The sequence below is a fragment of the Jannaschia sp. M317 genome, from assembly GCF_025141175.1.
Classification (GTDB): Bacteria; Pseudomonadota; Alphaproteobacteria; order Rhodobacterales; family Rhodobacteraceae; genus Jannaschia.
This window is the reverse complement of sequence record NZ_CP081155.1, coordinates 1657850-1683744: the sequence shown is the minus strand read 5'-3', so window position 1 is coordinate 1683744 and position 25895 is coordinate 1657850. Positions and strand designations below refer to the sequence as shown.

Below are 25895 nucleotides of genomic sequence, written 5' to 3'. Positions count from 1 at the left end.
ATGCTGACGGTTCTCGTCGATTACGACAGCGGCAACCTGCACTCTGCCCAAAAGGCCTTCGAGCGGATGGCCCGCGAGGTGGATGCAGGTGACGTGCTGGTGTCGCAACGCCCCGAAGACGTGGCGCGCGCCGACCGTGTCGTCCTGCCCGGCGATGGCGCCTTTCCGGCCTGCCGCCGGGGCCTGCGCGGGTTTGACGGGCTGGAGGACGCCGTTCTGGACGCCGCCCGCAGCCGCCCCTTCCTGGGTATTTGCGTCGGCATGCAGATGCTGGCCACCACCGGGCGCGAATACGAGGACGTCGCGGGCTTTGACCTGATCGGCGGGACGATCGACCGGATCACGCCCGCGGACCCCGGATTGAAGATCCCGCACATGGGCTGGAACGACTTGATCGTGACGGGATCACACCCGGTTCTGGAAGGGGTAGCGACCGGCGATCACGCCTATTTCGTGCATTCCTACGCGATGACCATGGCCGATCCGGCGGATCGGCTGGCCCATGTCGACTATGGCGGGGACGTGACCGCCATCGTCGCGCGTGACAATGTCGTCGGCATGCAGTTCCACCCGGAGAAAAGCCAGGCCACGGGCCTGCGTCTGATCGCCAATTTCCTGCGCTGGATGCCCTAGGGCCGTCTACTGACTGCGCCCACGGGTGCCATTGCCCCAACCGCCCCGGCCGTTGGGGGCTTCGCCCGCGTTGCCGACCGCCTTGTTGTTTCCGGGGTTTCCGGGACCGCCCGTGTCGGTGCCGCCAGGCGGCGCGGACCCGCCCCCATCGCTGCGCCCCTGGGACCCGGTTCCCCAGCCGCCCTGCCCGTTCGGTGCCTCGCCGGCGCCGCCGACGGGTTTGTCATTCCCAGGATTGCCCGTGCCGCCCGTTCCCGCCCCAGCCGACGCGCCAGCCCCGTTGCCGTTGCCGTTGCCGTTGCCGTTGCCGTTGCCGTTGCCGTTGCCGTTGCCGTTGTGAGCCCCAGTTCCGCCCGACGGTCCAGCCCCAACTGCGCCACCGCCGCTGGACGCCCCAGTCCCGCCAGATCCCCCGCTCCCGCCAGACATGCCGGCACCGCTCGACGCTCCGGTCCCATTGCCCGACCCGGCAGACACGCCAGACCCGCCACCGCCCGATGACCCGTTGCCGTCTCCGGCCTCCGCCTCGCCCAGCAGGGCCGCGACCAGAACCTCCGTTTCTTCTGCGGACAGGATCTCGGCACCGCTCAGGTTGATGCCCGTGTCGACCTGCAACAGACCGGCGATACGCCACCCCTCCGGCGGCAAGGCACCGCCCCCGGCACCCCCGGACCCGCCCGCCACCGCCCCGGCAGACGATGGTCTGGAAAAATGCGACAGGGCCCCGAACCGCTCCGATGCGCCGTCGGCTCCGGCCCCGTCCAGCGCGACCCCGATCCGGCCCGAGGTCACCTCCAACCGGGTGGTGATTTCCGCCCCGACGGTGACCGTGCCCATGACGGACACAAAGACCAGCGGGATATGTTCGGTCGTCACCGCCCCGTCCTCCTGACGCAGGAAGGTGGCCAGGCGATGCCAGGCTTGATCCAGAATGCCGGGGATGTTGCGCATGACGACCTCCGATCGGGAACGATGTCCGATCGAAACGTCTAGCCCGGCGCAGAACCGCGCGCCGGGCCGAAGTCGGGCCAGACTTTGGCCTTTAGTGCAGGTTTTCCGAAAATACGCCGCGAAAACGCAGGGGTTTACTGCACCCGGACCCAGTTCTGCTTGGCGCAGATCAGCCCGCCCGCGACGCAGCCACGCAACGCCATGGCGTTGCCCTGGATCTGGATCTTGCCCAGATAGACCTTGTCGTTGGACGGCCGCCACACGCGCCCCTCGTACCGACCGTCGCCCTGAACCGCCATGTCGCGGACCAGCTGCTTGCCCTTGTTGGGCGAGTTGTATTCGCCCGAGCTGTTGAACGTCCGCGTGATCGTCCCGCAGTAGTTGCCCCCGCAGGGCGCGATCGTGACATAGGCAAAGGCCCCGTCGTCGGGTTCCGTCTGCCAGACGCCTTCGATCGGATCGGCGTTGGCGGCACCGACCATCGCGAACACGGCTGCCAGCACAAGTGCAAAGCGTTTCATGGGTCTCTCCTCCCGTTGGACCATTGCCGCCACCCTGTGGGCCCGGTCCCCCGTCAGGCAAGCGTGACGTTTCGGCAGATGCTGGCCAAAGGCCGCGCTTTGCGGCAGAAGCGCCGCGAACAGACCGACCCGGAGCGCCCGCGATGATCCTCTATCCCGCCATCGACCTGAAAGACGGACAGGCTGTGCGCCTCGTGCATGGCGAAATGTCCTCTGCCACGGTGTTCAACGACGACCCCGCTGCCCAGGCGCGGGCGTTTCAGGACGCGGGATGCGACTGGGTGCACCTGGTCGATCTGAATGGGGCCTTTGCAGGCCAACCGGTGAACGCCGCCGCCGTCGAGGCGATCCTTGCCGCGGTCGACGTGCCCTGTCAGTTGGGCGGTGGCATCCGCGACATGGCCACGATCGAAGGCTGGCTGTCCAAGGGCCTGGCCCGTGTCATCCTGGGCACCGTCGCGGTCGAAAACCCCGACCTGGTCCGACAGGCCGCCCGCGCCTTCCCCGGTCAGGTGGCCGTGGGCATCGACGCGCGCAAAGGCATGGTCGCGACCAAGGGCTGGGCCGAGGAAACCGACGTCACCGCCACCGACCTCGCCCAGCAGTTCGAGGACGCGGGCGTGGCGGCGATCATCTACACCGACATCGACCGCGACGGGGCCATGGGCGGCCCCAACGTGGCCGCGACCGACGCGCTGGCCCGCGCGGTCTCGATCCCGGTGATCGCCTCGGGCGGGGTGTCGTCGCTGGACGACCTGCTGGCGCTCAAGGCGCAGGGCACCATCGCGGGCGCGATTTCGGGCCGGGCATTGTATGACGGCGCCATCGACCTCGGGGCCGCTCTTTCTGCGCTGCGCTAGGTGCCGACGGGGCCGATCCGGGCCTTGAACCGCGCGCTCATCTGGTCGAGCGACGCCTGCGCATGGGCCACATAGGCGGGCCCATGCCTTTTCAGCTTCAGCAGAACGGGCAACATCCGGTACTTGGGGAACCAGCCGTTGATGTCCAGGCCGCAATCCTGAATCGCCTGCATCGGCAAGGCCCGGAACATCATCGACTGGGTGATGAACGACACCGAGACCGCGGCCATGCGCAAGGCCTGGATGTTTTCCCCACGCAGCGCGATGAAATCGACCGTATACAACCCGTCCAGCGGCAGCTTGTCGCGATAGAACAGGTGGGTCATGAAATAGGCGGACACCGTGCTGAGGAAGTGGACCGCCGCGCGCGGGCTGATCGTCAGAATGCGTTTCCCGCCTGAAATCAACGGGGCTGCCGGCATGGTCGTATCTCGGGCAATATGCCCGGTGCAATTGACGAACATGGCCCCCGTCTCAACCACACGCGTCGCCCCGGATCGCATCTGCATCTCCGGCCCGTCCGCACCGTCGACCACATCCTCGCAATAGTCATAGATCACCTCGGCCAGCCCGGCGCGGATCACCTGCAACTCCTCCTGCGAGAGGACGCCAAAGAAGTTGCGCTGCGCCGCGTCGTTCAGGCTGGTTTCGAAATGGTTCTGGTATCGGCGGATCACTTCCGCCTCGTTGGTGCCATCAAAGGCCTGACTCAGCTCGATGAAGATATTGGCCGACGGCGTGCCCGCCCAATAGCGCCGCAAACCGGTGGGCGCGATCAGCTCACGGCGGGTAAAGGCAGTGCCCGCGCCCGCGACCAGTATGATCCTGCGGCCCGGAAACCGGGTGATCAGGGCGTGACAGGTGTCCATCGCCGTCTTGCCCCCACCCACCACATAGACCGGCGGATCGGTCGGCGTCCCTGCGTCGAACAGATGCTTGGGCGCGGTGCAGCTGATGGCCGTGCTGGCATAGGGCAAGGGCGGCAGGACCGGCACGTCATAGCCCGTCGCCACGATCAGCCGCCGGGCCCGCAGCACCCGCGGGGTGCCATCCGAAACCGCGCTGGATCGGACGGTCACACCCTCCGCGTCCTCCTCCGCGCCGTCGAACTGATGGCCGAACACCGGCTCCAACGCGACCCGTGCGGCCAATGTGTCCAGGCAGTGCCGCAGATGATCCACCACCTCGCTGCGGGTCGCCAGATACTCGGGCGGGCGATCCAGCTGCCAGGGGATGTTGCCAGCGGTGAACATGCGATGGGGCTGATGCAGACGCACATAGTCGTAGGTGTCGCGCCACATCCCGCCACAATCATCACGCCGGTCGATCAGCGCGACGCGCGCGTCAGGCCCCAGATACTGCGCGGCCGAAAACAGCGCGTTAAGCCCCGCAGCCCCGGCCCCGACAATCACCAGATCGTAGTCCGCGCCTCCGTGCGCGGATTGCCCATCCAACATCATCGCCCCCCCAATTTCGACCGAGGGTAACATAGATCAATTGATCCGCGCAGATGAAACGTCGGAACCCGCCGTCAGCCGCCTGCCGCCGCGCCGGTCAACCGTTCCAGCGCGCTGGCCATCTTGCGGACGACGTCGGCATCCGGGTCTACATTCAGGCCATCCAGCATCTCTTCGGGGTCAAGCCAGAGGATGATCGTATCGTCGCCGTCATCGTAGACCAGAACCCGCAGCGGCAGCATCAGCCCGGCGCGCATGTCGGCCTGGATCACGGGCGTTCCCAACGTCGGATTGCCGAAGACAAGCAGCTGCGCCTCCGGCAGCTCCATATCGACGGACCGGGCCCCCTGGGCATGGTCGATGCGGGCAAAAACCGTGGCCCCCGCCCCCTCGACGGCGGAGACCAGCGCATCCATGGTTTCCGCGACACTGCCGCGCGCCGTCCGCATCTCGAAATCGGCGGCCAAGGCAGGCACGGACAGAACCGGCAGTGCAAACAGCGCTGCGGCGAACAGACGGCGAAACATCGAAAACTCCCTCGTTTTTGATGCAACTCACCTGCCTCGGCACCGGTTCCCCGGCCCAGATCACGACTGCGTGATCGCCAGCAGGGGCTGGCCCCGCCCGCCCCCGCCCGCTAGGAGAGGCTCATGCTGAAGACACGTATCATCCCCTGCCTCGACGTCGCCGACGGGCGCGTGGTCAAGGGCGTCAACTTCGTCGATCTGATCGACGCGGGCGACCCGGTTGAATCGGCCCGCGCCTATGACGCGGCGGGTGCCGACGAACTCTGCTTTCTGGACATCCACGCCACCCACGAGAACCGCGGCACGATGTACGATCTGGCCACCCGCACCGCCGAGGCCTGCTTCATGCCGCTGACCATCGGCGGCGGCGTGCGCACCGTCGACGACGTGCGCAACCTGCTGCTGGCGGGGGCCGACAAGGTCAGCTTCAACTCTGCCGCCGTGGCCGACCCCGACGTGTTGTCCCGCGCCGCCGACAAGTTCGGCAGTCAGTGCATCGTCTGCGCCATAGACGCCAAGACCGTGGCCCCCGGCAAGTGGGAGATATTCACCCACGGCGGACGCAAGGCCACCGGCATCGACGCGGTCGAATTTGCCCGCCTGGTCACCCGGAAAGGCGCCGGGGAAATCCTGCTGACATCCATGGACCGCGATGGCACGCGCGCAGGCTTCAACCTGCCGCTGACCCGCGCAATCAGCGATGCGGTCACCGTGCCGGTCATCGCTTCGGGCGGGGTCGGCACGCTGGATCACCTGGTCGAAGGCGTCACCGAAGGCGGGGCCAGCGCCGTGCTGGCCGCCTCGATCTTCCACTTCGGGGATTACACCATCGCCGAGGCCAAGGCCCACATGGCCGCCGCCGGCATCCCCATGCGGTTGGAGTAACGCCATGCATCAGATCGACCGCCTTTTCGCCACCATCGAGGCCCGCAAGGGCACCGACCCGGACAGCAGCTGGACCGCGAAACTTCTGTCCAAAGGCCCCGAAAAATGTGCCGAAAAATTCGGCGAGGAGGCCATCGAGGCCATTATCGAGGCCGTCAAAGGCGACCGGACCCGCCTCATCTCCGAAGGTGCGGATGTCCTTTATCACTTTTGCGTGATGCTTTCGGCGCAGGGAATCTCTCTTGATGAGGTCATGGCAGAGCTGGCGCGCCGCGACGGCACCTCTGGCCTTGCCGAAAAAGCGGCCCGACCAGACGGTGCCTGACAACGCCCAAAGCGTTGTATGCATTGATAAATGTTAAAATTTGGGATGCAAGGCGGCGGTCCGGGTGCGGAACCATCGCACCGCCTTGCGCGTTGCTTTCGCGACCAACCTGCAAACAGGTCGCTCCGGCAACTCGCAAACCCTAGCAAAAAAAGGGGTTTGCCGTCCACCTATGCCGGACGCCGTCTATGTTTTTTTACATAGATGGCGTCCGTGGCGGCAGCCGCGAACTGACGATACCGGTCGCGAACCCGCCTTGCCGCAACTCACCGAACAGGCGCTGATATTCGATCTTGGGACAGCGGTCCTGAATGATCGTCACCCCTGCTTCGCGGCACATCTCCTCCGCCTCCGGGCTGATGATACCGACCTGCAGCCAGACGCAGCCCAGCCCCGGCAGATCGCGCAAACCGGCTTCGACGATGGCGGGCACGGCCTCGGGGCGGCGGAAAATGTCCAGGAAATCCACCTGCTCGCGGATCTCAGACAGATCGGCCAGGATCCTCTGACCGAACAACACCTGCCCCGCTGAACCCGGATTGACCGGCAGGACACGATACCCCCGCTGCGCCAGGTAGCGGGCAACATAATGACTGGGCCGGATCGGATTGGTCGACACGCCCACGCAGGCAAAGCACCGCGCCCGCGTCAGAACATCGCGCAGCAGCGCATCGGAAGGTTCGGTCGTCATGCCATGAACGGAGCAGAAAAAAGGGCCCGCGGCAACAAAGACGCGGGCCCGAGGTGTGGAACGAGGGACAGTGAACTGAAGGCGAGAGTTCCAGCGCCGCCTTCATCAGGTAATATGGGAACGATCCTGCGCCGATAAAGTTCCCACACCGATCAACTTTTCTTCACCCACGCCAGAAACGGCGTCAGTCGAAGATATCTTCGATCTCGTCCCAGATTTCGGACGCCACCTTTTGCCACAGGCTCTTGCGTTTCTTCGGCGTCTTCCGACGCGTTTTGGCATCCTTCAACGGGACGGGATGTTTCACCGGCGCATGACCCGCCGCCGCCCGCGCAGCCGTCGGGCGCAATGCCTTCATCCGCGTCAACGGCGCACCACAGGACCCGCACATCAGGGTGTGCCCGTCGTTGCGCAGGGTCGTGCGCCGCTGGCAATAACAACAGGTCGCGATCTTGGTGTCAGGCATCGCGCGGTTCCGTCAGCGCGAACAACGCAACCGCCGCCGCGTTCGAAACGTTCAGCGACCCAAAGGCCCCGGCAGGATCAATCCGCACCATCCGGTCACACAGGCTGCGCGTCCGGTCGCGCAGACCCGGTCCCTCGGCCCCCAGCACGATGGCCGTGGGGGTGGTGGCCAGCCCGGCTGCAGCCTCGCTCAGCGTCTCCGGGGCCTCGCCGTCCAACCCTACGGTGACGTAGCCCAGGTCGCGCAGCTTCTCCATCGCGTCGCCCAGGTTGCCGACCCGCAGATAGGGTTGCCTTTCCAGCGCCCCGCTCGCCGTCTTGGCCAGCGCGCCGGTCTCGGGGGCAGAATGGCGGCTGGGTGCCACGACGGCCCGCGCCCCGAACACCTCGGCCGACCGCAGGATCGCGCCCGCATTGTGCGGGTCCGTGACCCGGTCCAGCAGAACCAACACCGGTGCCCCGCCGCCCGGCCGCGCCAAATCGTCCAGCTTGCCCCAGTCCAGTGCCTTGACCTCCAACGCGGCCCCTTGATGCACCGACCCGGGATCCAGCGGTACGGGGAACCGGCGCGGGTCGACAATTTCAGGCGTCATGCCCGACGCGGGCACGACATCGCCCAGGCGGTCTGCGGCGTTCTTGGTCAGAACCAGACGCAGGCGATCGCGCATCGGGTTCTGCAACGCATCACGCACGGCATGCAGGCCGAACAGCCAGACCGTGGCCTGCGCCGCGGCGCGCCGGTCGCGTTCCTTGTCGACCACCCATTTCGGCTTTTGCGCCATTTTCCATCACCCCTGGATCACCCGTAGATCACCCGCTTATCACCCGTGCGATTTCTGGCCACAACACCGCTTGACCCTGCCCTGCGGGGTCGGTAGGACGCCGCCAGTGGGCGACAGGCCGCAAGGTGTGGCAGGGGACTGTAACTCCCTCGAGGCGACTCACGCCTGGTTCGATTCCAGGGTCGCCCACCATTTTCAGGATCATCCCGTCGGGTTGACACGAATGCTTGGACCGCAAGGTCGTCTCAGGCGTTCGGGTCCACCCTGACTGTTGCCCGAAAAACCGTGTTTCTCGCGGCATGGCGAAGGCCGTAAGATAGATCGGCATGACAGGGATCGTGGCCCTGTCCCCCGGGCCAACGGTTCCGGACCGCGCGTCACTGCCATGCCGGTCGACGAATCCCCTCTGGCCGTCACGGGCACAGAGGGTGGCCAACCACCGCGCCCAGTCCACCCATCCCCAATCAGCAGCGCGCCTTTCGTCGCGCCCCGCCTCGACCGCGTCAGGCAGAGGGTTTTCGGGCGTCGGTCAAGTCCCTGACCAAAGGGGCGTGCACCGCGCGTGGCCCTTTTCCAAGGTCGTTGAGGAACGCCAGCACATCCGATCCGAGGCCCCATCGGAACCGGGGATAGAAAAACGCCAACCATGTGTTAACATTTATCTATCAAAGAGGGGGACGATCCATGAAGACATCACATTTCGCAGCGGCTGGACTGGCGCTTGGTTTGACCTTGGCGGCCAGCGCGGCGCAGGCGTGCCCGGATGTTCGCCAGAACGGAGCCTATGGCCGCTATAACGGCAATCAGCTCTATGATCCCAAGCGGTTCAATGTCGTTGCGGGCGGCGATTACTCGCTCCAGCGGAATTGTCGCGGGATTTACAACGCCTTGCGCAGCGACAGGGGCGAAGGGTTCTTTCCGGTGCGTCCCGATTTCACCCTCGAAACCCCCGGTCTTGGCGGCTTCACCCTGGAAATCGCCGTGGTCAGCGACTGCGACAGCACCCTGTTGATCAACACCCCTGCCGGCAACTGGTATTATGACGACGACGACAACGGGAACCTGGATGCAAAGATCCGCCTGACGTCTCCGTCGTCGGGCGTGCTCGACATCTGGGTCGGGACAGCCGACGGCGAATACTGCGACGCGCAACTGCGGTTGGAAACGTTCTGAAGCGGTGTCGCGCCCGGAAGTATCCGGGCGCGACCTATGTCTGAGCGTCGGGCCGGACTTTGGGGACAAAGCCTTCGGCGTCGCCAAGGAACAAGCCGATCTTGCGGGCCGCTGGGATGCTGTCGCAAACAACCTTGATCACGATCAGCATCGGCACAGCCACGACCATGCCCATCACCGACCAGATCCAAGCAAAGAACGCGACAGCCAGAAAGACCATCACGACGTTCAGCCGTAGCCGTTGCCCCACCAGCGTCGGCGTGACGAACTGCCCCTCGAACGACGTAAGCGCGAAGTAGGTCGCGAAGATGCCAAGCGCCGGCCAGACGTCGCCAAAGGTCACGAAACCCATGGTCGCGGCGATACAGGCCCCCACGACGGCACCCACAAAGGGGACGAAATTCAGCGTCGTCGCCATCAACCCGATCAGCCAGGGCGTCGGGAGCCCCCAAAGCCACATGGCCGTACCGATAGCCAGGCCAAGCCCGATGTTGATCAGGGTGATTGCGCCCAGATAATTCCCTAGCCGAGCCTCGATCATGCGGATGGTCAGGACGGTCTGTCGCTTGTCCTGAAACCGATCTGCGACCTGCACGGCCTTCTGGATAAACAGGTCCCCCGACGCGACCAGGAAGAACAGTAGACAGATCGCAAAGACCAGCTGGCTAAGCATCTGCGGCGCGATGGCCGCCACGGACCCGGCCAGACCAGGCCCGTCATCCACGACCTCAACCTGCATGGCGGGCGCGCGATCCTTGTCGGCCAGCGCCTCTTCCGTGGCTTTCTGCGCCTCGCTCAGCGGCTCCAGCACACCGCCCGGGCCAGAGACGGCAGCGGCGGCCTTTTCCACCAGAACGGGAATGTCGGCCACGAAGTTGTACATCGGCTCGTACAAGGCCAGCGTTCCAAGAAAGACCGCAGCGGCAAGCGTCAGCGCAAAGAGAGTGGCGGACACCGGCGCGGGAATGCCGACCGCCTCCAGCGCGCGGCGGGGTGCGTTCAGCAGGAAATATCCCAGGATGGCCATGGTCACGGGGATCAGAAAATCGGCCGCATAGATCAGACCCTGAACCGAAAGCAGCACGAAAATGCCGGTCACAGGCCAGAACAGCGGATGGCGCGGGGTCGAGGCGGGGACGTCCCCACCAGCATCAGACTTGCGCATCGCCCAACCGATCTGCCTTGATGGCCCCACGCTGGCCCATCGGGCGTTCTTCGCCCGTGGTGGTGTCATGGGTGGTCTGCGCCTCAAGTTCGGAGTTCAACTCCGCCCCCAGCAGGATGATGTAGGCCGATAGCCACATCCAGGTCAGCAACACGATGATGCCCGCGACGGACCCGAAGGATTCGTTGTAGCTGGCGAAATTCTGCACGTAGATCGAGAACCCGACCGAAACGATCAACCACAGACCACAAGCAGCCACCGCGCCGGGTGTGAGCCAGGCATAGGTTGCAGGTTCCCGGTCCGGCGCGCGCCGATACAGGAAGGCCACGCCAAAGACGAAGATCAGACCCAGCGGCAAGAATTTCAGCACGTTGATCAGAACCTCGACCCAAGGCGCGAAGATCAGGACCTTCAGGGCGACCGGGACCAGGACGACCAGGCCCAGCGCCAGGAACACGCCGACCAGCATCAACAGCGTCATGCCCAGGGTCAAAAGCTTCAGGTGGATGAAGCCACGGGTTTCCTTTTCGTCATAGGCCACGTTCAGGCCCTCGATCAGACTGCCAACCCCGGCCGATGCCGACCACAGCGCCAGCCCGAAGCCCAGGATCAGACCAAGGGTCAGCCCGCCCTCCTGGCTGCCCGCGACCTCCTTGGCCTGGGTCAGGATGATGTCGCTCACGTCATTGGGGACGAAGGCGGACACGCCCTCCAGCGCGGTGACGATTTCGGTCGGCTCGTAAATCAACCCGGTCAGCGCCATCAGCGCGGTGATCGCGGGAAAGATCGCAAGCACCCCGTAAAAGGCGACGCCGGCGGCGATCAGGCCGACGTGATCCGCCGACATCTCATTCTTGATACGCAGGGCCACATCCTTCCAGCCCTTTGCCGGCAGACCCAGGGGGCTGGTCGCGCGCCGCCCCCGCCCAGGTTCGGCGACGATGGCACGGGCGGCGGGCGCATGGGGACTTTCAGAGGTCATTGGGTCCTGGCAAAGGTTGTGGCGGTCGTCGGTGCAACGTCCGAGCCGCCCAACTGTTCCCGGTTCACATGTGCGCGCAGGATCGCCACGTTGCGCCGGTTGGCCTTGATACCGACGTCCAGCAGGTCCCCGACCAGCGGGATGGATCCCACGATCCAGTCCAGCCCCACGTTGAACGCCATACGGCCCTTGGTCCGCGCCGGCACGCCCAGCCGATGCCCTTCGAGAAAGATGTAGGCCGCGGGTGCCAGCGCGGCGATGTCGCCGATGCCGGGCACCAGGCCCAGGATCGCATCCCAACCGAAGCGGATTCGCGTTCCGGGGATGCGAAAGCGGCTGTCCATGCCGTCGGCCAGCCTTTGCAGCCGGTCGAGGCGTTCCTCAAGGGTCTCGGTCATTGCGGGCCTCCTGCAATCAGGACGCATGAGGCCTGCCTTTGGTTCCGCGCGCGCCCCGACGCCGGGGCGCGCGGCGCAGGTCAGACCAGGTCCCAGGCGATCAGGATCTTGCCGCTGAGGTCTGCGAATTCGAGATTGTCCAGCAGCAGAACGTCACCCCCGCCGAAATCGAACCGCAGGTCCCGCCCATCTTCGCTGGCGAAGGTCAGGGCCTGGGCCACCGTTGTGACCCCTTCGATGCCCAGGACCAACGTGTCGTTGCCGTCGCCGAAATCCTTGATGAAATCGGACTCGCTGCCAGACAGGAAGACAAAGGTATCGGCCCCGTTCTCGCCGTCCAACGTGTCGTTGCCGGTGCCGCCGAACAGCGTGTCGTTGTCGTCGCCCCCCTCGATGTCATCGTCCCCGGCACCACCGAGAATCAGGTCGTCGCCATCCTTGCCATCGATCGTGTCATCGCCTGCGCGCCCCTCCAGCCGGTTGTCGCCGTCGTTGCCGCGGATACCGTTATTCAGCGCGTTCCCCCACAGATCGAGGTTCAACTCATTGTCGAAACGGCCCGTTTCCAGCCCCGCGCCCATCACCCAGGAGGTTTCGGCCCGCGCGTAGTCATCCGGGGCCGATGTGCCCGCGATCACGGGGGCGTCGCCGGGGTCGATCTCGGACCACGGACCTTCCAGACCCGCAGGCACGGGGTCGGCACCGTTGACCGGGTCCGTACCATCGCCGGGATCGGTGCCGTCACCCGGATCCGTTCCGTCGTCAGGGTCCGTGCCGTCACCGGGGTCGGTTCCATCGCCTGGATCCGTTCCATCACCGGGGTCCGTTCCGCCGCCAGTGGCCGCCGCGTGCGCGGTTAGCAGGTCCGCCGCTGCGACGGTGCCGTCGGCGAAGGCAAAGCTCTCCACCTCGGTCGCGGTGACTGTGCCGCCCGCATGGGTCAGGACAAAGCCGCCGGACGTCTCGGCCAGGCCGATATCGGCCAGGGCCACGACCATCTCCAGGACGTCTGTGCCGCTACCGCCCTGCATGGTCTCTGCTCCGCTGCCGGCGCGCAACAAGTCGTCCCCGGCGCCGCCCAGCAAGGTGTCGTCACCGGCACCGCCGAACAGGCTGTCGGCATCGCCGCCCCCGTCCAGGTAATCGCCGCCGTCGCCGCCCAGAACCACGTCGTTGCCCGCGCGGGCAAAGACGCGATCGTCCCCGGCCCCACCTTCGACCCGATTGGCACCGCCGTTGGCCAGCATGTTGTTGTCCAGCGCGTTGCCAAAGACCGACAGATCCTCCTCCGTCGCGAAGCCTGACGCCTCCAGATCTGCGCCCATCACGAAAGACACGTCGGACAGGTGTCGCTGCCAGCCGCCGCTGCCGGAGACGACGATCAACCCGGCGGTCGAGCCAACCTGCCACCAGTCGGTCCCGACCGGATCGCCGCCGCCCGTATCGCCGCCGCCGCCCGTACCACCGCCGGTGTTCACGGCAGCTGCATGGGCCGCAATCAGATCGGCGGCGGCCACGGACACCCCGTCGAAGACAAAGGTCTCGACCTGCTGCACGTCGCTTGCCAGATCGGTCGCAGTGATGCGGAACCCATCCGCCGTGGCCACCACATCGTAGCCCGCAAGATCGCCTGCGAAGGTCATGATGTCGTTGCCCGCGCCGCCGTGGATCGTGTCGCTGCCCAGGCTTGCCACCACGGTGTCATCGCCCCCCTGCCCGGCCAGAAGGTCGTCGCCAGCGCCGCCGTCGAGCAGATCGTTGCCCGCGCCCCCGCCGATGTCGTCATTGCCCACACCGCCACGCAGATCGTCGTTGCCGTCGCCGCCCAGGATCAGGTCATCCCCGGCCCCGCCGTCGATCGTGTCGTTCCCTGCGCGCCCCTCCAGCCGGTTGTTGCCGGTGTTCCCGGTCAGGTCGTTGTCGTGCAGGTTGGCGACGAGCGTCGCGTCCGTGCCGCCCACAAGCTCCGCGTCGTGGATGTTGAAGCTAAGCAGCGAGGAGACATCGGTGCGCAGCACCGTCTCACCGTCCGGCAGGAATTCCACCAGCTCCAGCCCGGAAGGGTCGATTTCATAGAGATGGTCCAGCGGCCCCGGCACCGGATCCGCCTGCGCCAACAGATCGGCCCGCGCGATCAGGGTGCCTGCAAAGTCAAAGGCCTCGACGTTCGTGATCCGGGCGCTGCCGCGCAACCCGGTGACGATCACCGCCTCGCCGTCCATAGCGACCCCATAGGATGCGAGCGCCCCGGTAAAGGCCACCACGTCCGCGCCGGTGCCCCCATCCATCGTGTCATCGCCATCGGATGCGATCAGCAGGTCATCCCCGCCCGCCGCGTCGATCAGGTCATTGCCGGTTCCGCCGTCGATCACATCCTCGCCCGCGCCACCGGTCAGCGTGTCAGCCCCGCCCACACCAAACAGCAGCCCGCCTTCGGCGTTGGCGACCACATGGTCGTCGCCCTTGGACGTGCCGATGACGTGGCGATAGGTTACCGGGTTCGTCGTCGGATCGGTGGGCGCGCCGTAGTGGGTGCCGGGATTGTAGAACGTGGTCCAGCCCAGCCCCTCCTGCTCGGCCAGGGTGTCGCGGATCGCCTCGTCGACGGTGACCGTGTTGTTCTGATCGCGGCCGCCGTGAAAGTTGATGTCGCGGTTGGTATAGCTGACGTGGACGTCGTTGCCGCTGGCCGTGTTCCACCCGCCGAACAAGACGGCATGACGCCCGTTCTGAAGGTCCAGGTTGGTGAATTCACTGTCGAAGGTGTCCCGGATCCAGATGTTGTAGCCCGCGCCTCCGGCCCCCTTGTTATGGGCACCGATCACCGAAATGTCGGAGATATCAAGCCGCATCGACCCCGCCGTGGTGATGCCATGGGACACGGGTTCGATGATCTCGATGTCGGTCAGAGACGAATCCTTGGCCCCGCCCACCATGATCATGGAGGTGCGCTGCGCGGCATTGCTGTCGGAGCCCGGAATGTCGACGGTGTTTTCATAGGCATCCGGATCGGAAACGCCGTGCCCCCCCACCATCGTCAGACCCGAGACATGGGTGTCTGTCACCATCTCGCGTTTCTGGATCTTGATGTAGGCCCCGTCGAAGTCAAAGGTCAGCGGCGTCGACAGCCCGATCCGGTCGCCATCGATCGAGGTGACTTCGGCCATCATCGACCGCAGTGGCTTGCTGCCTTCATAGGTGTCGGACTCGAGCAGGCTGGTCCAGGTGATCTCGTCCGCGCCATAGAGATCGCGCAGGTAAGCCTCCGTGTTGTCCTGGTAGATCCACAGGCTGTCTCCGACGCTCAGCGCCTGATCCACTTCGCCGCGTCCGATCGCGTTTTGCAGCGTGTCCCACTTGGACGACGCCTGCGACTCGGCGCTGGCGAAACTGCGCACGGTCAGATGGGTGTCGCCCTGCTGCGGATCCTCGAGCAGTTCGTATTGAAACCGTTCATCGCGGGTGACGGTGCCGCCCGACGTCTCGGTCACATAGACCGAACGCCACCAGTCGGTGTAGTTCTTGCCCGGATCATGCAGCGCGTGCCCCACCTGGATGACCGCCGCGCCCAGCAGGTCGGGATCGACCTGGATCGTGGTCTGACCGCTGCCTTGACCAGTCAGGCGGATCCCGTCCTGGCCCAAATGGATGGTTTCATCGAATTGGTAAGTCCCGGCTTGCAGGACAAACTCCGTCCCGGCACCGTACTGCGTGATCAGCGCGTTGAGCTCAGCCGCCGTCGTGCCCAAAGCCACCTGAACGACCTGGGACGGCGCGGTCACGACCGTGCCATCCGCGCCGGACAAATCGACGGTCGCCGCGAAACTGCCGTCGGAAAAGACTAAACGTTCAATCCCCTTGCCTTCGTCCGAAATCGACAGGCTGCCGGACTGACCATTGGCGTTCCAGGTCACCTGCAGCCGGCCATCCACCAGGGTCTGGATCAGATCGCTGGCCCGAAGGCCGCCTTCGAACAGGATGCGGTCAAACCCCTCGCCCACGACCTCTTCGATTTGGACGCCCGTGGCATCGGCACTGACCACGAACAGGTCGCTGTCGGCCCCACCGATCAACGTATCTTCCCCTCCGCCGGAGACGAGCGTGTCGGCACCGACCCCGCCCGATATCTGCTCGGCGGCGGCACTGCCCAGCAGCACGTCATTGCCGCCGCCGCCCGACAGATCAGCACCCGGCCCGCTGACCAGGGTGTCATCGCCCTGTCCCCCATCCAGGGTGGTCCCCGCCGTGGCATTCACCATAAGATCGTCGCCCAGCGTGGTCGCAGCCCCCGAGGCCAGCGCCTCTGGCGCGGCAAGCACACCTGCGTGGTCTGCGGTCGCGGGCACGGGCGCGCTCTGCAACAGCAGGGTGGTGCCCAGATCCAGCGGGGCCTGCGCCTCGGGCTCGGACAGGATTGACTGCCAAGTGACTTCTGCCGAGGTCATCGGCAAGGCCGCCTGCACGCGGGCCCCGGAGTCCGCCAGGAAAACGCCGAACGTCCGCAGCTCATCGGGGACTTCGGTCGAGGAATCCTGCGCAGCTGCCTCAGGCTCTGCCAGTCGCTGGACCAGATCCAGGATCGCAGCCAGAAACCAGTCGGGATCAGGCGTGAACCCGATCTCGGGCGAGGCCGCGCGCCGCTGCGACAACAGCGTGGCGAGCGGTCGGAAATCCACCTCGGTCAAGAACACCAGCGGCAGCACGGTCTGGGAGTCGGTCATTCGGGTCGATCCGTCGTCAATGTCTGGGGGCAACCGGAACAGGGCGACACAAACACATCGCCCGCAAAACCATCAGAGCCACCGCACCCGCCCGAGACAACCCGCAACGGACCTGCGCAACGACCCTGTTCCGCACCTTGGAGGCCAGTGCGTAAACAGACGCTTAACAGCGCAGCTATTCCCCCCGATCCGGCAACTCTGCCTCTGATGGATCGACCAAATAGGGGCCGAGGCTCTCTTCGTCTTACGGGCCGTTCGATGGGTTTCATGACCGGGGTGTGGCGGCTGTGGATGACGCAAGCGCTGTCCCGCTGTTCGCCCTGGCCGAAGCGAACGCGTCGCCTGGGGCGAGCCGAACCTTGCGCCAAACGCACAAGCGCAGGCCACCATGCCTGGGCGGATGCCCCCCTTCCTTCACCGCGTATCTTTCGGCCCAAGTCGCCCACGCACGGGCTTCGCGCGCCGCCCCAAGGATCAGGCAGCCGCGCGGGCCCACGTCTTCTGGCGTTGGCGCACCGTCGGGAAATCCGAAACCTGCGGTTCAAGGCCCGCAAACCTCTGCAGGCTCCTGACAGACCCCGTCGTCTTGCGCGGTGATCGACCGAACAGGGCCTTGATCGTCAGGTGGGCTCGCATCGCTGCGCCAATCTGCCCCGATTGCCCGACAGTGCCGCGTGCCGGGGCGTCGTCGGGTCCTGACGCACAGACATCATGAGTCCTATCCGGCCTACCTCGCCGTTCATGGTCGGCGTCGCATCGCAAATCGACCTTCTTGCCTGCTGGCGCGTGGTCAGTTTTCGGAGCTGATCAATCCTGAAGGCATACGGTCTATGCGGTGCAATGGGTCCGGCCATGCTAGGTGTCCCGAACCAGTGCAGACAGGTCCCGCGATCATGGCAACAGGTCGTAGTCGGTACCGGCGATCCTGAGGGTGATATTGGCGTTGTCCATGCCGTCCACAAGCGCCCAAAGGATCTGGTCGGTGGGCCTGTAGATCACAAAAGCCTCTTCAGTGGCGTCACCGCCCGCGCCGGCTGTGGTGTTCTGATTGACCTGGAAATCGGTGACAGTGGCTGCGCCACCGAAGACCAGGACATCGCCGTCGGCGAAGGAATAGTCCTGGATCCAGTCGCTGCCGTGGTCGAAGACGCCAAGGTGGAAGAACTGGTCCGCGTCTGCACCGCCATTCACCCGGTCCGAACCGAAGCCGCCGTTCAGGAAATCCATCCCGTCGCCGCCAAAGATCAGATCTCCGAAGGCCGAGCCTGTGAGGGTGTCGTTCCCGCTTCCGCCGATCACCGTATCCGCGCCGAAGCCGCCCGCGATGCTGTCGTTGCCCGCATCACCGCGCAGCTCATCGTTGCCGTATCCGCCCTCGATCGTATCATCACCCGCGCCGCCAAAGATCACGTCCCGCAGGTCGACATCGGTCGAGCCACCCGTCAGCTGGTCGTTGCCATCGCCGCCGTCGAGGGTGTCAACACCATTGCCGCCGTCGATGGTGTCATTTCCGATGCCGCCAGTGATCCGGTCGTTGCCATCGCCGCCCTGTATGGAATCATCGCCGCCGTTGCCGCGGATCGTGTCGTCCCCACCAAGGCCGTCGACAGTATCCGCGACAGAGAGGCCTTCGATCAGATCGTTGCCAGGGGTCGCGTTGGGCACGATCAGTCCCGCAACCTCTGCGTAGGTCAGATTGCCGTCGCCGAACTGAACGGTCTCGGTATCGTCGGACACAAAGTCAGACACGATATTGGGGACATCTTGAGGGCCTTCTGCGTAGGTCACGATCAGCCCGCCGTCGCCCGCCTCGACCGTCACGACGGTGCTGGACACGGCCAGGACGGCAACATCCGCCCCATCGCCGCCTATCAGCCTATCACTGCCCGCCCCACCGATCAGCCGATCGTCACCCACGCCACCGCGCAGCGTATCGTCGCCGCCCAAGCCAACGAGGGTGTCGTTGCCGTTCAGACCGGTCAGGACGTCGTCGCCAGCGGTTCCTTCCTGGAAGTTGCGCGAGATGATCAGGCTATCGACTGCCGTGGTGACGGATTCGGCGGCTCCCTGACCATCCGTATAGGACACCATGACAGACAGCTGCCGGCCGACGTCGGTCACATCCAGCACATAGCCTGCCGCAGTGGCACCGGCGATCGCCGTGCCGTCCCGCAACCATTGATAGGACAGCGGACCAAGGCCATCGTCATCGTTCAATGTCGAGACCGCCATCAGCGTTTCACCCTCACGCGCGCTGCCGGATATCGTGACGGTGCCGCTGGGATCATCATTGAGGTTGCCGACAGGCGCGGTTGCACCGGAGGTCACCGACTCTTCGGTTCCCTGATCGTCGGTGTAAGACACCTGCACCGACATTGCCGTCCCCACGTCGGCCTGCCCCAACACATATGTGTCGGCAGTCGCCCCCGTGATCGGGGCCCCATCCCGCAGCCATTGATAGGCGAGCGTTCCGATACCGTCCTCGTCGGCAAGACTGGATGCCGCCGTAAGGGTTGCATCCTCGGTCAGGTCACCGGCAATCGTCACCGCGCCGGTGGGCGCGTCGTTGACGTTGCCGATGGGCGTGGTTGCACCTGAGGCCACGGACACCGCCGCGCCCAGGGGGTCGGTGTAAGACATCTGCACCGACAAGACCGCACCGACATCGGCTTGTTCCAGCGGACAGGTGTCGCTGGTCGCGCCAGCGATCGGGGCACCATCGCGAAGCCATTGGTAGGAAATCGTCCCGGGATCGACCCCATTGGGGACACTGGGCATCGCCATCAACGACGCCCCTTCGATTGGGTCACCGGCAATCGCGACCGAGCCGACAGGCGGAGGGACGAATTCCCCGATGGTTTCGGTTTGACCCGACACCAGGGAGAACTGCGCTCCGTTGTCGTCGTCATAGGTCACCCGCACGGACACGACCGCACCGACATCGGCATTGGCGACTTCATAGGTCGCGCCTGTTGCACCCGCGATCGGTGTGCCATCCCGCAACCACTGATACATGAGTGTGCCGAGACCGTCCTCGTCCTCGAGAGTGGAAACGACCGTCAGGGTCGCGGCTTCTACCGGATCCCCGGTGATCTCTATGGTGCCGGTCGGGTCATCATCCTGATCATCCACGGTAACCGACAATGTTGCGCTTGCATCGGGGGTCGCACCGACAGTGGGATCATCGACGGTAACCGTCACGTTCAACTGGCTTTGTGCCTCGAAGTTGAGCGCGGTACCCTGCCTGAGGAACAGCTCGGTCCCGTCGATTTCGAACAGCTCAGCATCCGCGCCAGCCAGCCCCAGCTCGTTTGACCCAAGCAAATCGTCCGTCACCTCGATATCGGCCATCTTTATTCGGGACGTCGTGTCGGTGTTCTCGTCCAGACTTGTGTCCGCGTTCTGGAGCACAACCGCCGTGGGAGCGGCGTTCACCAAAAGCGCAAGCACCTGCGCATAGCTGAGGTCCATGTCGGAGAAATAAAACTCTTCCACGTCATCATGGATGACATCCGTGCCATCCTCGCTTGTGATCTCAAGCGTACCGGCAACCTCATCAAGACGCCCCGTGATCGCGGTGCTTTGCGCCTGGATGAAAACCGCATCCTGACCGTCGCCGCCAATGAGGGTGTCATCGCCCAACCCGCCACTCAGCACATCGTCGTCGGCGCCGCCATCGAGCAGGTCGTTGCCGCCCGCCCCCACAAGGGTGTCATTGCCAATTCCGCCCTCGATCGTGTTGTCCCCGTCGTCGCCCTGCAGCGAGTCGTTGACCGTCAGAACGAGCTCGATACCTTGGAAGGCCAGGCGACTGAACGGTATGTCGATGCCGGGGCCGCTGGTGAAATCGACATATCCGGTGTTGCCGCCGTCCGCGTCGGTCGCCGTCACGACCACATCAACATAGCGGAAGAGGGTCAGATCGAGCGTGTCGAACCCTGCCTGCCCGTAGACCCTGGCACTTGGCACCACGCCTTCGGTGTAGTTTTCCGACAGGCTGAGCACGCGCAGCAAATCGTCGCCGTCACCGCCGAACAGGAAATCCTGTCCGCCGCCTTCCAGCGTGTCATTGCCCTGACCGCCATTGAGGGTGTCCTTGCTGCTGCCACTTGGGCTGCCGCCTTGAAGCAAATCGTTGCCATGGCCGCCGTAAAGCTCGTCGTTGCCCTCTCCGCCTTGCAGGACGTCATCGCCGCTGCTGCCGCGCAAGGTGTCCTTGCCGTCGCCGCCAACGATAGAATCGTCGCCGCGGCTGCCATAAAGCACGTCATTGCCATCGGCACCGTCAAGCGTGTCGCGGCCGTCGCCACCATTGAGATCGTCATTGCCTTCGCCACCGAAGATGGAGTCGTCACCATCGCCACCATCAGCAACATCCGCACCGTCGCCACCGTCAATCGAGTCGTCGCCCAACCCGCCGTCGATGGTGTCTTCCCCATCGTCGCCAGTCAGAACGTCGTCGCCGTCGCCGCCATCGAGATTGTCGTCGTCTGCCTGGCCCAGAAGGAAGTCGTCATCGTCGCCCCCAACCAGGGTATCATTACCGCCGCCGCCAAAAAGTTGGTCCAACCCGGAGCCGCCCAAAAGAACGTCGGCATCGCCCAAGCCAAACAGGACATCCGCTCCGGCCAGACCGGACATGAAATCGTTGCCGGGCGTTCCCTGCAGAATGTCGCCACCCTGCTTTCCGATGAACTCTTCACCGTCGAGCACGAGACGCAGGCCCGACGCCGCGACGCTGGCACCAGAGATCACGGGCTTCAGCCCCTCGCCGCGCAAGACCGCCTCTTCCAGCGCGAGCTTGAGATACCGGTTCAGCAGCACTTCCGTATATGGGCCGCCCCTGAGGGCCGCCCAGGTGGTTTGAGTGGCTTCGTCCTGGGGCAAGCGTGCCAGTTCGATGTTGAAAGCGGGACCATTGCGGACATTGATGTTTTCCGTCAGCCCCATGGAGCGGAGCAAGTCGGCCTTGTAGACGCTGACATCGACATCCGCCGTCAGCCGGTTGCCGCGCAACTCAATGAACCAGACCCCGTTCTGGTTCGCCTGCTCAAACAGCTGGGCGCCCGACCTGACGTTGATGCTGTCCAGAAGGATGGCTTCCGCGCTGGCCATGAAGGCGCTCGCGCGCTCCAGTTTCTCGGAATTGCCCGAAAACCCGAAGGCACCGTTTTCGACGGCGGCGATGGCTTGGTATTTGACCGCCGACACATAGTTTACCGTCGACAACAGTTGGATGATCATCTCGGGCCGGGGATCTTCGGACATGATCTTGTCGGCGAGATCCATGATATTGTTGAAGGCGCGGTTGCTCAGCTCGACGATGCTGTTGCGGCTGTCGTCGGTCAGCGCCCCATAGGCCCTGAACACCTTCAGAGCATCGACCGCGGTCGTGGCCTCGGCCACATGTCCAAGCAAGGCGTCCTTTCGGGCCGTATCGATCAAGGTTGCCTGCAGAGAGCTCAGCTGGCTGGTGATCTGGTTGGACAAGCCTGCAATGGCGTCCATGACCGCCGCATTGTCGTCCGACAGAAAGGAAAACTCGCCAGTGGTGATCAGCGTGGTCAACTCGTTGGCCATTGCAAAGCTGTCGAGAGCGGCGCCTGCGGTTCCGAGGATCGTCATGAAATCTACTCCACCCTACTCGGCACGAAACACGCCGCAGCGTGCAACGTAGCGATCGCAACAGCTTTGGGCTATATAATCCTTTCTGTGGCGCCCGCGACCGGCCGGGTGCCCTCAGGCCCCCTGTCGGTTCGGGGTGGCAGCGTTTCAGAATGTGCTGCAACGCGAGCCCGAGTCCGTTGCATCGCTCAATGACCAAGTTCGCCGGCCAAAAACCGAACAAAAAGCAATGTCAGGTTCTCGCGCCGCGAAGAGTCCGGCCAAACCGCATTCAGAGCAACTTCGGGCAGCCGCCACTGAGGCAGCAGCCGGACCAGTGCGCCGGACGCGACAGATTGCGCAGCCAGGTTCTCCGGCAGGACCGTCGCACCCATGTTTTGCAGCGCGAAATGATAGAGCGCGTTGGCGCTGTCGACCTCAATCTGCGACTGCCCGCTGACCTTTTCGGACTTGCCATTGTCCAAAGTCAGCTCGATCGTGTCAGGCCGCTGCTGGTATCGGACCCAGTCCCAGTCTTCCAGATCGGCGGGCCGGGTGGGAACCGGGCGGGAGCCGGCGTATTCGGCACCTGCAACCAGCGCACGCGGGATGCTGCCCAGTTTGCGAGACATCATCGCGCTGTCCGAAAGCGAACCCGCTTTGATGGCAAGATCGAATCCGTTTTCAATGATTTCAACCCTGCGGTCGCTATAGAACAATGACAGGGCCACGTTCGGGTACCGCTTGATGAATGCGGCCATGGCGGTTGAGAGATCGGATATGGCCAAAAATGCCGGGACTGATACGCGCAGCGCGCCGACCGGTTCTTGTGTGTTAGCGTTGATTTCATTGAACCCGGCTTCGGCGCTGCGCAACATTTCGGTGACGCGCCTATAAAGCGTTCTGCCCTCCCCCGTCAGCGCAAGCTTCCGCGTCGTGCGGTATAGCAACGTTGTGCCGAGGTAACTTTCAAGATCGGTGATCGTCTGGCTGACGCGCGACGGGGCTACGCCAATATCTCGCGCCGCCGCGCGGAAAGATCCTTTGTCGACGACCCGCGCAAAGACGGCCATGTGCTTCAGGTGATCAATCACTGTTCTGTTTTCCGGAATTATAAAATCAATATTCGTACAATATTCGAAACAGTTCCGGGGCGATAGGTGTGACGTCAACACTGAAGGAGCACCCGGATGAACGCACGAACGACGTTCAAGACAGAGCATGCGCAACGCTACCTCGGCACCCTTTGCAAGCACTTTGGCCACAAGGTTCCGGTGCAACGGGACGGCAAGCACGGCCGGATAGATCTGCCGTTCGGGCAGTGCGAACTGGCGGCGAATGCAGACGCGCTGGACATGAAGGTTTCCGCCGAAACCAAAGCTGACCTCGACAAGACGGCCCACGTCATCGGCAGCCACCTCGAACGCTTTGCCTTTCGCGAGAACCCGCAGATCGAGTGGCACCGCGCAACACCGCTCACCCCGTGACACCCCACTGAAAACAGACCGAAATCATGTCCAGACAGCAGGAGCTTAACATGACGATCCACACACTTCTGGCCACCGCCACACTCGCGGTTGCCGTGCCGGTCGCTGCCATTGCCGACAGCGCGGAAAACAAGGCGTTCGTTCTTGAGGCGCTGGAAAACACGCTTCTTGCGGGCGATGTCGAGGCAGTCGACCGGTACTTTGCGACCGACATCATCCAGCACAACGAGATGTTCGCCAACGGCATCGACGCACAAAAAGGCGTCGTCGCCTTCCTGTCCGGCAACGGCGACTTCAGCGCCGAATACATCCGCGTGATCGCCGATGACGACATCGTTGCCGTTCATGCCCGCTATCAAGGGTTTGGCCCCGATCCGGTCATCGGTTTCGACGTCTTCCGCGTCGAGAATGGCAAGATCGCGGAACACTGGGACAACCTGATCCCCGAGCAGCCCCTCAACCCGTCGGGGCGAAGCCAGATCGACGGCGCGACCGAGATCACCGACCTGGACCGGACCGAGGCGAACAAGGACCTGGTCGAGGACTTTCTCACGCGCGCCTTGATCAACCACGAACAGGTCGATTTCACCCAGTATATCAATCCGTCCAACTACGCGCAGCACAACCCGCTGGTCGCCGACGGGCTTGATGGCTTTGGTGCTTTCATGGCCCAGATGGCCGAACAGGGCATCAGCATGGACTACACCGAAGTCCATGAAGTGATCGGCGAGGGCAACTTTGTGCTCACACTGTCCGAAGGCACGCTGGGTGCGGAGGCCACCGCATTCTACGACCTCTTCCGCGTCGAAGACGGGCTGATCGTTGAACACTGGGACGTCATTGCTCCGATGCCAGCGGCAGACGCGCCGCACAACGAAGCTGGCAAATTCTAATCCAAGCATCACGCCGCGGCCCGCCCGTGGCGCACCGAACAGGAGCAAACAATGAACCGCAGAACACTTCTTACAACATCGCTCGGCGCATCGCTGGCGATCATCCTTGGAACACACGCAGGAGCACAGAACATGGACGAACAAACACAGGAATCTTTCGACACAGTCATGGCTTTCATGGGCGCGATGGGGTCCGGCGATATGGAGGCGATGGGCGCACTGATGGCTGACGATATGGTCTGGCACAATGAAGGCGACGAAAGCCTGCCGTGGATCGGCGAGACCCGTGGCAAGGAAAACATCTTCACGTTCCTTGGTGTCTTCTCCGAAAACCTGCAAACCACGAAATGGGAAAATACCGACGCCTTCGCGTCCGGCGATACCGTGGCCGTCTTTGGCGTGATGAATGCAATCACCACCCATTCTGGCAAGGAGACAGGAGACTTCACCTTTGCCCTAAGAGCCAAGGTCCGGGATGGGCAGGTGGTTTTGTGGCATTGGTTCGAAGACACGTTCGCCGTCAGCCAAGCATATCACGGCTAACATACGACCAAAGGGAATGGCCTGATAGTCGGGCCATTCCGACGTCGACCGATAGGAGCGGCTTATGATCTATGCCGTAACAGCCGTTTCAGGACAATTGGGCCGGGAAATCGCCCTCAAACTTATCGACCAGTTTGGTGCCAACAGCGTCAGCATTTCGGGCAGCAATAGCTTCGTGGCACTTCCGGGTGTCGTAAGCCCCGTCGGCGGTGACTGATGCGATGTCTTGATCCGTTCCGATTTGATCCAGTAGCTCCGGAAGTATGGGCGCGTCACCGATATTGCTGCCGGTGTTCTCGACGGCTCTGACCTCCAGTGTTTCCTCGTCAATTCCGATGTGTATTTTGCGCCAGATGCGCCGCTTGGAGCCACCATGCTTTCGGGCATTCCACTCACCTTCGCCCTCAGCCTTGATACCGGTGCTGTCTATCAGAAGGTTCAGCGGACCTTTCCCTCCACGGTAGGGGATAGCCACGTTCAGCTTTCGCTGGCGACGGCACAAGGTGCTGAAGTCCGGGACCGCCCAGTCCAACCCGACCAGCCGAAGGAGACTTGCGACGAAACCAGTCGTCTGTCGCAACGGCATACCAAACAGTACCTTCATCGTCAGGCACGTCTGGATCGCGGCATCACTGAAGCTCAGCTGCCGGCCACGCTTTCCGGTTGGAGGTGGCCTCCACACCATGTCGGGGTCAAACCAAACTGTAAGCGACCCACGCCGCCTCAGCGCCTCATTGTAAGCCGACCAATTCGTGGTCTTGTACTTCGTAGGGGTCCAACTGCTCAGGCCTCCCAGCTATCATGCTGGATTCATGCAGTGAATCCCTCATCC

General features: G+C 64.0%; 22 protein-coding genes, 1 tRNA gene and 1 pseudogene. 9 read left to right on the top strand and 15 right to left on the bottom strand.

The window, feature by feature from the left end; all coding sequences use genetic code 11:
• Positions 1-633: an imidazole glycerol phosphate synthase subunit HisH gene (gene hisH / locus K3551_RS08660; protein ID WP_259919244.1), complete on the top strand. Its 633-nt coding sequence runs from the start codon at positions 1-3 to the stop codon at positions 631-633.
• A gap of 6 nt (positions 634-639) precedes the next feature.
• On the opposite strand, the gene K3551_RS08655 is transcribed toward hisH, so the two are convergent.
• The gene (locus K3551_RS08655) at positions 640-1584 is read right to left on the bottom strand and encodes a hypothetical protein (RefSeq protein ID WP_259919241.1); all 945 of its coding nucleotides are present in this window, start codon (positions 1582-1584) and stop codon (positions 640-642) included.
• A 134-nt stretch (positions 1585-1718) separates the two neighbouring features.
• Positions 1719-2105, bottom strand: coding sequence for a DUF2147 domain-containing protein (locus tag K3551_RS08650; protein ID WP_259919238.1), 387 nt, complete (start codon positions 2103-2105; stop codon positions 1719-1721).
• Between the two features lie 143 nt (positions 2106-2248).
• On the opposite strand from K3551_RS08650, the gene hisA reads away from it, so the two are divergent.
• Positions 2249-2965 (top strand): 1-(5-phosphoribosyl)-5-[(5-phosphoribosylamino)methylideneamino]imidazole-4-carboxamide isomerase, encoded by a 717-nt coding sequence (gene hisA, locus K3551_RS08645; RefSeq protein ID WP_259919236.1) that lies wholly within the window; start codon positions 2249-2251, stop codon positions 2963-2965.
• Here the strand turns inward: hisA and K3551_RS08640 are convergent.
• Positions 2962-4425 carry an FAD-dependent oxidoreductase gene (locus K3551_RS08640; protein WP_259919234.1) on the bottom strand — a complete coding sequence of 488 codons (1464 nt, stop codon included), beginning with the start codon at positions 4423-4425 and terminating at the stop codon, positions 2962-2964. The two genes, hisA and K3551_RS08640, sit on opposite strands and share 4 nt — an antisense overlap.
• Positions 4426-4496: 71 nt before the next feature.
• Complete coding sequence (locus K3551_RS08635) at positions 4497-4949, bottom strand: DUF302 domain-containing protein (protein WP_259919231.1); 453 nt, start codon at positions 4947-4949, stop codon at positions 4497-4499.
• 123 nt (positions 4950-5072) lie between these two features.
• On the opposite strand from K3551_RS08635, the gene hisF reads away from it, so the two are divergent.
• A complete protein-coding gene (gene hisF, locus K3551_RS08630) occupies positions 5073-5834 on the top strand; it encodes an imidazole glycerol phosphate synthase subunit HisF (RefSeq protein ID WP_259919228.1) in 762 nt (253 codons plus the stop codon).
• Positions 5835-5838: 4 nt separating this feature from the next.
• Positions 5839-6159, top strand: coding sequence for a phosphoribosyl-ATP diphosphatase (locus K3551_RS08625; protein WP_259919225.1), 321 nt, complete (start codon positions 5839-5841; stop codon positions 6157-6159).
• Positions 6160-6355: 196 nt separating this feature from the next.
• Here the strand turns inward: K3551_RS08625 and K3551_RS08620 are convergent, their stop codons facing one another.
• The 3 genes from K3551_RS08620 to rlmB form a co-directional block, all read right to left on the bottom strand.
• Positions 6356-6850 carry a CoA-binding protein gene (locus tag K3551_RS08620; RefSeq protein ID WP_259919223.1) on the bottom strand — a complete coding sequence of 165 codons (495 nt, stop codon included), beginning with the start codon at positions 6848-6850 and terminating at the stop codon, positions 6356-6358.
• A 184-nt stretch (positions 6851-7034) separates the two neighbouring features.
• Complete coding sequence (locus K3551_RS08615; protein ID WP_259919221.1) at positions 7035-7316, bottom strand: hypothetical protein; 282 nt, start codon at positions 7314-7316, stop codon at positions 7035-7037.
• Complete coding sequence (rlmB, locus tag K3551_RS08610; protein ID WP_259919219.1) at positions 7309-8097, bottom strand: 23S rRNA (guanosine(2251)-2'-O)-methyltransferase RlmB; 789 nt, start codon at positions 8095-8097, stop codon at positions 7309-7311. Before rlmB ends, K3551_RS08615 begins: the two co-directional genes overlap by 8 nt.
• A gap of 108 nt (positions 8098-8205) precedes the next feature.
• On the opposite strand from rlmB, the gene K3551_RS08605 reads away from it, so the two are divergent.
• Together K3551_RS08605 and K3551_RS08600 are read left to right on the top strand one after the other, a co-directional pair.
• Positions 8206-8289, top strand: a tRNA-Tyr gene (locus tag K3551_RS08605).
• Positions 8290-8781: 492 nt separating this feature from the next.
• The gene (locus tag K3551_RS08600) at positions 8782-9270 is read left to right on the top strand and encodes a hypothetical protein (RefSeq protein WP_259919217.1); all 489 of its coding nucleotides are present in this window, start codon (positions 8782-8784) and stop codon (positions 9268-9270) included.
• A gap of 34 nt (positions 9271-9304) precedes the next feature.
• On the opposite strand, the gene K3551_RS08595 is transcribed toward K3551_RS08600, so the two are convergent.
• From K3551_RS08595 to K3551_RS08560, 7 genes are all read right to left on the bottom strand, one after another.
• Complete coding sequence (locus tag K3551_RS08595) at positions 9305-10435, bottom strand: AI-2E family transporter (RefSeq protein ID WP_259919215.1); 1131 nt, start codon at positions 10433-10435, stop codon at positions 9305-9307.
• Positions 10422-11417, bottom strand: coding sequence for a YihY/virulence factor BrkB family protein (locus K3551_RS08590; protein ID WP_259919213.1), 996 nt, complete (start codon positions 11415-11417; stop codon positions 10422-10424). Before K3551_RS08590 ends, K3551_RS08595 begins: the two co-directional genes overlap by 14 nt.
• Positions 11414-11815, bottom strand: coding sequence for a DUF4112 domain-containing protein (locus tag K3551_RS08585; protein WP_259919211.1), 402 nt, complete (start codon positions 11813-11815; stop codon positions 11414-11416). Before K3551_RS08585 ends, K3551_RS08590 begins: the two co-directional genes overlap by 4 nt.
• 80 nt (positions 11816-11895) lie before the next feature.
• Positions 11896-16536 (bottom strand): hypothetical protein, encoded by a 4641-nt coding sequence (locus K3551_RS19930; RefSeq protein ID WP_311199785.1) that lies wholly within the window; start codon positions 16534-16536, stop codon positions 11896-11898.
• 474 nt (positions 16537-17010) lie between these two features.
• Positions 17011-17172 (bottom strand): transposase, encoded by a 162-nt coding sequence (locus K3551_RS20025; RefSeq protein ID WP_409197415.1) that lies wholly within the window; start codon positions 17170-17172, stop codon positions 17011-17013.
• 255 nt (positions 17173-17427) lie between these two features.
• Entirely contained in the window at positions 17428-22161 is a 4734-nt protein-coding gene (locus tag K3551_RS08565; RefSeq protein WP_259919208.1) for a hypothetical protein, read from the bottom strand.
• A gap of 188 nt (positions 22162-22349) precedes the next feature.
• Positions 22350-23234 (bottom strand): LysR family transcriptional regulator, encoded by an 885-nt coding sequence (locus K3551_RS08560; RefSeq protein WP_259919205.1) that lies wholly within the window; start codon positions 23232-23234, stop codon positions 22350-22352.
• A gap of 96 nt (positions 23235-23330) precedes the next feature.
• On the opposite strand from K3551_RS08560, the gene K3551_RS08555 reads away from it, so the two are divergent.
• Genes K3551_RS08555 through K3551_RS08545 form a run of 3 tightly spaced genes read left to right on the top strand, consistent with a single transcriptional unit; the run spans position 23331 to position 25063 of the window.
• Entirely contained in the window at positions 23331-23627 is a 297-nt protein-coding gene (locus tag K3551_RS08555; protein ID WP_259919202.1) for a DUF2218 domain-containing protein, read from the top strand.
• A 50-nt stretch (positions 23628-23677) separates the two neighbouring features.
• Complete coding sequence (locus K3551_RS08550) at positions 23678-24520, top strand: nuclear transport factor 2 family protein (RefSeq protein ID WP_259919200.1); 843 nt, start codon at positions 23678-23680, stop codon at positions 24518-24520.
• Between the two features lie 51 nt (positions 24521-24571).
• Positions 24572-25063: a nuclear transport factor 2 family protein gene (locus K3551_RS08545; RefSeq protein WP_259919198.1), complete on the top strand. Its 492-nt coding sequence runs from the start codon at positions 24572-24574 to the stop codon at positions 25061-25063.
• 142 nt (positions 25064-25205) lie between these two features.
• Here K3551_RS08545 and K3551_RS08540 read toward each other — a convergent pair.
• Positions 25206-25850, bottom strand: a pseudogene (locus tag K3551_RS08540) (IS5 family transposase); the annotation flags it as partial.
• Positions 25851-25895 lie beyond the last annotated feature (45 nt).

Bases quoted from the DNA above. Each gene is read 5' to 3' on its own strand.
- K3551_RS08550 (WP_259919200.1), top strand. From the start codon at position 23,678: ATGACGATCCACACACTTCTGGCCACCGCCACACTCGCGGTTGCCGTG.
- K3551_RS08600 (WP_259919217.1), top strand. From the start codon at position 8,782: ATGAAGACATCACATTTCGCAGCGGCTGGACTGGCGCTTGGTTTGACC.
- K3551_RS08595 (WP_259919215.1), bottom strand. From the start codon at position 10,435: ATGCGCAAGTCTGATGCTGGTGGGGACGTCCCCGCCTCGACCCCGCGC.
- K3551_RS08640 (WP_259919234.1), bottom strand. From the start codon at position 4,425: ATGATGTTGGATGGGCAATCCGCGCACGGAGGCGCGGACTACGATCTG.
- rlmB (WP_259919219.1), bottom strand. From the start codon at position 8,097: ATGGCGCAAAAGCCGAAATGGGTGGTCGACAAGGAACGCGACCGGCGC.
- K3551_RS08585 (WP_259919211.1), bottom strand. From the start codon at position 11,815: ATGACCGAGACCCTTGAGGAACGCCTCGACCGGCTGCAAAGGCTGGCC.
- K3551_RS08590 (WP_259919213.1), bottom strand. From the start codon at position 11,417: ATGACCTCTGAAAGTCCCCATGCGCCCGCCGCCCGTGCCATCGTCGCC.
- hisF (WP_259919228.1), top strand. From the start codon at position 5,073: ATGCTGAAGACACGTATCATCCCCTGCCTCGACGTCGCCGACGGGCGC.
- K3551_RS08545 (WP_259919198.1), top strand. From the start codon at position 24,572: ATGAACCGCAGAACACTTCTTACAACATCGCTCGGCGCATCGCTGGCG.
- K3551_RS20025 (WP_409197415.1), bottom strand. From the start codon at position 17,172: ATGCGAGCCCACCTGACGATCAAGGCCCTGTTCGGTCGATCACCGCGC.
- K3551_RS08615 (WP_259919221.1), bottom strand. From the start codon at position 7,316: ATGCCTGACACCAAGATCGCGACCTGTTGTTATTGCCAGCGGCGCACG.
- K3551_RS08635 (WP_259919231.1), bottom strand. From the start codon at position 4,949: ATGTTTCGCCGTCTGTTCGCCGCAGCGCTGTTTGCACTGCCGGTTCTG.
- K3551_RS08655 (WP_259919241.1), bottom strand. From the start codon at position 1,584: ATGCGCAACATCCCCGGCATTCTGGATCAAGCCTGGCATCGCCTGGCC.
- K3551_RS19930 (WP_311199785.1), bottom strand. From the start codon at position 16,536: ATGACCGACTCCCAGACCGTGCTGCCGCTGGTGTTCTTGACCGAGGTG.
- K3551_RS08650 (WP_259919238.1), bottom strand. From the start codon at position 2,105: ATGAAACGCTTTGCACTTGTGCTGGCAGCCGTGTTCGCGATGGTCGGT.
- K3551_RS08565 (WP_259919208.1), bottom strand. From the start codon at position 22,161: ATGACGATCCTCGGAACCGCAGGCGCCGCTCTCGACAGCTTTGCAATG.
- K3551_RS08620 (WP_259919223.1), bottom strand. From the start codon at position 6,850: ATGACGACCGAACCTTCCGATGCGCTGCTGCGCGATGTTCTGACGCGG.
- hisA (WP_259919236.1), top strand. From the start codon at position 2,249: ATGATCCTCTATCCCGCCATCGACCTGAAAGACGGACAGGCTGTGCGC.
- K3551_RS08625 (WP_259919225.1), top strand. From the start codon at position 5,839: ATGCATCAGATCGACCGCCTTTTCGCCACCATCGAGGCCCGCAAGGGC.
- hisH (WP_259919244.1), top strand. From the start codon at position 1: ATGCTGACGGTTCTCGTCGATTACGACAGCGGCAACCTGCACTCTGCC.
- K3551_RS08555 (WP_259919202.1), top strand. From the start codon at position 23,331: ATGAACGCACGAACGACGTTCAAGACAGAGCATGCGCAACGCTACCTC.